This window comes from Gluconacetobacter entanii, from assembly GCF_013155425.1.
GTDB classification, from domain to species: Bacteria; Pseudomonadota; Alphaproteobacteria; order Acetobacterales; family Acetobacteraceae; genus Novacetimonas; species Novacetimonas entanii.
The window spans coordinates 1-4,523 of the sequence record NZ_JABJWD010000111.1 but is presented as its reverse complement, the minus strand read 5'-3'; the positions used below and the strand labels follow the sequence as shown (position 1 = coordinate 4,523).

The following is a 4,523-nucleotide window of genomic DNA, read 5'->3' as shown; positions in this document are numbered from 1 at the left end:
CGCCCCGCCCGCCCATGCCATGACAGGGGAAGACAGGGACATGGACACACAACGGATCATCGACGCCTATGGCGCGGTGCTGGCGCAGATCGACCGGAGTTCCGCCGCCATCGTCACCATGGCGGAGGATTTGCGCCCGCGCGTGCGCCTGCGTGACCCGGTGGCGGTGGCGCAGTTGCGCCGGGTGCAGGCGCTGGCCCGGTCATGCCAGGAAAAGCGCCAGTTGCTGGCCCGCCTGTGGCTGGCGCTGTGCCGGGCGTATCCGGACCTTCCGCGCTATCCCATGGATGACGCGGATGGCCGCCCCGTAAAGGACGCAAAACCGCATACGGGCCGCATCGACACCCTGCTGCGCCGCCTGCGCGGCGACACCCCCGCCCGATAGGGGCCGGTTTGCCACGCACCGCGTTTCGTGATTACACAGGGGCCGGATATCACCAGACGATATCGTTACCGGAGCCAGGGAATATCATGAAAATCAGCGCACGCAACCAGATCGGCGGAACCGTCAGCAAGATCACCAAGGGCGCGACCACATCACATGTCAGCATCGACATCGGCGACGGCACGATCATCACCGCCTCCATCACCAACGAAGCCGTGGCCGACCTGCAACTCAGGGTCGGGGAACCCGTCAAGGCCATCATCAAGGCGTCAGACGTCATGGTGGCCGTCTGATCCCGCTCCCCCACCTCATTGCAGGTGGGGGCTTCCTTTTTTCCAAAACGAACACCTCCTCCCCCGAACGTTCACTCCGACGGCCCCAGCGCCATCGTGACCGCCCGCGCCCGGCGGCGGCGGCGCCACATGAACAGCGCCACCCCACACCCGGCCGAGGCAAAACCACCCGCAAAGCCAAGCAGCAGGCCCGCGACAAGGATGCTCACGACGCCTGTATCGCCGCGTTGTCGGCCTTGCACCTGGCATAGATCGCCTCGATCTCCGCCACGGTGGGGCCGGTGGTGCTTGTGCTGGTCTCCACCGCTTCCTTGATCGTGGTCCACACGTCGGGGCCATATTTCTCGATCAGGGCGAGGACCGCGCTCGCCGCACTGGCGATCGCGCCGATTTCCGTTGCGTCCATGGTGTCAGTTCCCCGTTGTGGTGGTGGTTGCGATGTCGGCACAGGCCGAAGGCTGCTGCCCGGCCTTCACGCCGGTCCAGCAGACCTCGAACGAGGCGAAGTCCGTCTCCAGCGCGGATACGGCGGTGGCGGTGATGGACTTCCCACCCTCGATGGAGGTTTCAAGCGACGTGATCTCGTTGAACACGCTCTGGCTGGCGGACTTCACCAGCGTCTTTTCCGCGTCCGTCAGGGTGACGCCCGGCATTTTCCCCGCCATCACGTCGGGCATCGGTTCGGCCGCGACGTGATAGGCGCTGTCGATGTCATAGACCGACTGTTTCAGCTTCCCCTGCGCGCTGCTGGCGCAGGCGGCAAGGCCGCACAGCATGAGCATGGGCAGGACGGGACCGGGTTTTGGCAATATGGGCATGTCGGGCCTTTGTGTTGCGATACGAATACGGGTCATTAAGAATCCGCGTGTAAGAGCACGGGCGTGGCGCTGGCCGGATCGACCACCAGCCCTGATGGCTGGCGTCACACCACGGAGTCACGCGGATGGGGATTCAGGCAGATGGCCGGTCGGGGCGCGTCGCGTCGGGACGCAGGCCCAGCGTGGCGGCGGCGGCGGCGCGGGGCGTGTCCTTTGGCACCATCAGCGCCTTGCGGTCCGGCTGGTACGCGGGCGCGTTCCACCCGCGCGCCTGCGCCATGGCGGACACGACCACCCACACCGCCGCCGCGCGTGACCCGGCGGCAGGCGGGCGCCAGTACCGCACCAGCAGCGCGGACGCCGCAATAACGAAGGAGACCCAGTCCACCACCGCGCCGACATAGGGCGCGGGGATGAAGGGCAGGAGTTCGGAAAGCAGCGTCGAAGGGTCCATGATCGGTCCTCAATATGGTGTCAGCCGAGGTCTTGCGCGGGCGGCGGCGCGGCGGTGATCGCATGGTGGCGGTGCAGGAACGGGACGTTGGCGAAAAAGAAGTCGTCCCATGTCTGGCTCGACAGCAGGGTGCCGCCGACGGTCGCCAGCAGCGTGAAGACGATGCCAAGGACGGCGGCGCGCTTCTTCCACCGGCTTTCGGCGATGCGCGCCTTCATCAGCTTGGCCTGCTCCAGGCGGTTGCGCTCCTTCTGCGCGCCGGTATGTTCGGCCAACTGGCGGGTCAGGTCCTGTATGTCGCGCGACTGCCGCTCCATCGCGGCGGCGGACGCGGCGGAGCGCGCCTGCCCCTCCGCCCGCACGACGCCGAGTTCATGGCGGATGCCGTCCAGCTTCCCGTCCACGCCATCGCGCCAGCGTTCGAGGGAACCGATACGCTCCCCATGGTCCTCAAGGATGCCGTGCACATCCGGCGTCAGGTCTTCGGTCATCTGTGTTCCAGGCAATAAAAAACCGCCCCGGTGGGCGGTGTTGCGGGCGCGGGGTGTGCGGCGGGGGGATCAGGCGACGGGCGCGGCCCCCAGTGCCTGTTCAACCTGCGTCAGACCAAGGTGCCCCGGCCCGTTCTCCACCACGGCGATGCCGCAGATCAGGCGCGCCATCGTGGCCGGGTCGCGCAGGTCCAGCACGGTGTCGGGGCCAACGCCCATTTTCTGGCACAGCACCGAAATATACGCGCCCGTCGCGTTCTCACACGCTGGCGCATAGACGCACACGATATCGGACACCGTGGTCAGTCCACGCTCGCCATAGCGGATCAACTGGTCACGCAATGCGCGGATGCCGTCCGCCATGGTCGCGAACGCGGCAAAGCGCGGGTCGGCCACGCCGGTTTCCAGATGCGCGCCCGCCTGCCCCACGAAGTCGAGGTTGCCGGGATTGTTGTTGCGGATGCCGCGCGGGATCATGTCGCGCTTCCCGTCGTGGCTGCCGTGGCTGCCGTGGCTGTCGTGGTCGCAGTCGGCGCGGTGTAGGTACTGCCGATCGGATAGGCCCCGTCGGCATCCAGCGCCAGCGCCAGGCCCGTGCCGGGGTTAAACGTGCTGGTCCCATCCCACAGGATGCTGTTGAGCACATACCCCACGCCTTCGGCCCCGGATGCGACCGTTCGGTAAACGATGTAGTTCCGGATGCTGGATGCCGTGGCGGTCGTGGCTGTCGTTGTCTCGGACATGGCTGATCCTTATGGGGCCGTGGTCAGGATGGCGTATCCGGGGCCGCCCGATCCGCCGTAATAATTGTTGCTGGTCGTGGTATCGTTGTAGGCGCCACCCCCGCCGGCCCCGGGGCCGTTGCCAGAGACGCCGCCGCCATTACCGGCGCGTCCGGCACCGCCCCACGGGCCTGCGGCACCATTCCCCTTGGCCAGATTGGTCCCGGACTGCCCATCGCCGCCAAATCCGCCGTTACACTGCAACTGGACCGTGCAGCCGGACCCACTGGTCACATTCCCGGCCGACCCACCGGCGGCGTCGGTGACATCGTTCCAGACGCCGCTTTGCCCGCCCGTGCAGGTCAACACCACGGTGCCATTGATGGCGATCGTGGTTGACCCGCCATAGGTGGGCGTGCCGGTCGTATGGGTGGGGGAGACACCGCCGGAACCGATGCCGACAGTAACCACGTCCCCGGCCGACACGGCCAGGAACCCCCTTGCGTAGGCACCAGCCCCCCCGCCAGCGGCATAGATGGATTCCGTGTTTTCATTACCCGAGGACATGCCCCCGGCACCCCCGGCCCCCACGGCCTCAAAGAAGATGCGCGACACGCCCTGCACCACCGTATAGGTGCCCGACGATGCAAAGGGCATGGGGGTTGCGATATCCCCCGGCAGGGCAAGCTGTTGCGATCCGCCGTCATAGGCAAAAGTTGGATGCCCGTTGGAGGCGAGATATAATTCTTCGCCCTTGTAATTGCCGCCGGATGTCAGGCCCCCGCCAACATAACCAGAGAGTTGCGAGGCCAGCGCGACCTGCACGACCGTCGTGGACCCGGCACCGGGGCCATAGGCGAACATGGGCGCACCGAGGGAGCCCGACCAGTGCAGGCCCTGCCCCTGCGAGTCACCCGTCGCCATGGAAAGCGTGCCAGAGACAAGGGAGCCTTCCGCTGCCTCTGCCCGCGCCGTTTCCGCCGTTACATCCGACAGGTTCGCCGACACGGTGTAAACGTCAGCCATCTTCACGGACTGGAACGCAAGGCGTCCGTCGGAATTGATCGTCAGGTCGCCCACCTGCGTCGAACCGGACAGGATCGTCCCGTATGACGATACCAGGTATCCGCCCTCTGTCAGGGCATTGCTGTTGTTCGGGTCCAGATAGGAATATCGCAGGCCGGAATAGGTGGAATCCTTTCCCACGAAAACCTTGGTCGCGGCCTGATAGACACCGCCGCCCTGCTGCACCGGGGTAAAGCCAAGCGACGCCTGCAACCCGGTGAACAGCGACTGCCACGCAGCCCCCGAGGCGCCCGGCGTGGTCATGTTGTCATCCGTGGTGGAGACGTAATACACC

General features: G+C 66.3%; 10 protein-coding genes. 2 read left to right on the top strand and 8 right to left on the bottom strand.

Annotation, left to right across the window (positions count from 1 at the left end):
• Both HNH97_RS15855 and HNH97_RS15850 read left to right on the top strand, forming a co-directional pair.
• Positions 1-385 (top strand): hypothetical protein (locus HNH97_RS15855; protein ID WP_216657689.1); only part of this gene is annotated, 385 nt, incomplete at its 5' end.
• Positions 386-471: 86 nt separating this feature from the next.
• Entirely contained in the window at positions 472-678 is a 207-nt protein-coding gene (locus HNH97_RS15850) for a TOBE domain-containing protein (protein WP_171791520.1), read from the top strand.
• A gap of 71 nt (positions 679-749) precedes the next feature.
• On the opposite strand, the gene HNH97_RS15845 is transcribed toward HNH97_RS15850, so the two are convergent.
• The 8 genes from HNH97_RS15845 to HNH97_RS15810 form a co-directional block, all read right to left on the bottom strand.
• Entirely contained in the window at positions 750-887 is a 138-nt protein-coding gene (locus HNH97_RS15845) for a hypothetical protein (protein WP_171791519.1), read from the bottom strand.
• Entirely contained in the window at positions 884-1,084 is a 201-nt protein-coding gene (locus tag HNH97_RS15840; protein ID WP_110914602.1) for a hypothetical protein, read from the bottom strand. The genes HNH97_RS15845 and HNH97_RS15840 overlap by 4 nt, the downstream gene beginning before the upstream one ends.
• A gap of 4 nt (positions 1,085-1,088) precedes the next feature.
• Entirely contained in the window at positions 1,089-1,460 is a 372-nt protein-coding gene (locus HNH97_RS15835) for a hypothetical protein (RefSeq protein ID WP_407716782.1), read from the bottom strand.
• 169 nt (positions 1,461-1,629) lie between these two features.
• Positions 1,630-1,950, bottom strand: a complete 321-nt coding sequence (locus HNH97_RS15830) for a hypothetical protein (RefSeq protein WP_110914600.1) — start codon at positions 1,948-1,950, stop codon at positions 1,630-1,632.
• Between the two features lie 20 nt (positions 1,951-1,970).
• Positions 1,971-2,441, bottom strand: coding sequence for a hypothetical protein (locus HNH97_RS15825; protein WP_171791518.1), 471 nt, complete (start codon positions 2,439-2,441; stop codon positions 1,971-1,973).
• 69 nt (positions 2,442-2,510) lie between these two features.
• Entirely contained in the window at positions 2,511-2,918 is a 408-nt protein-coding gene (locus tag HNH97_RS15820) for a structural protein (RefSeq protein WP_171791517.1), read from the bottom strand.
• Positions 2,915-3,184 carry a hypothetical protein gene (locus tag HNH97_RS15815; protein ID WP_171791516.1) on the bottom strand — a complete coding sequence of 90 codons (270 nt, stop codon included), beginning with the start codon at positions 3,182-3,184 and terminating at the stop codon, positions 2,915-2,917. The genes HNH97_RS15820 and HNH97_RS15815 overlap by 4 nt, the downstream gene beginning before the upstream one ends.
• 9 nt (positions 3,185-3,193) lie before the next feature.
• Positions 3,194-4,523, bottom strand: a 1,330-nt coding sequence (locus tag HNH97_RS15810; RefSeq protein ID WP_338085476.1) for a glycine-rich domain-containing protein, incomplete at its 5' end; no start/stop codon positions are given.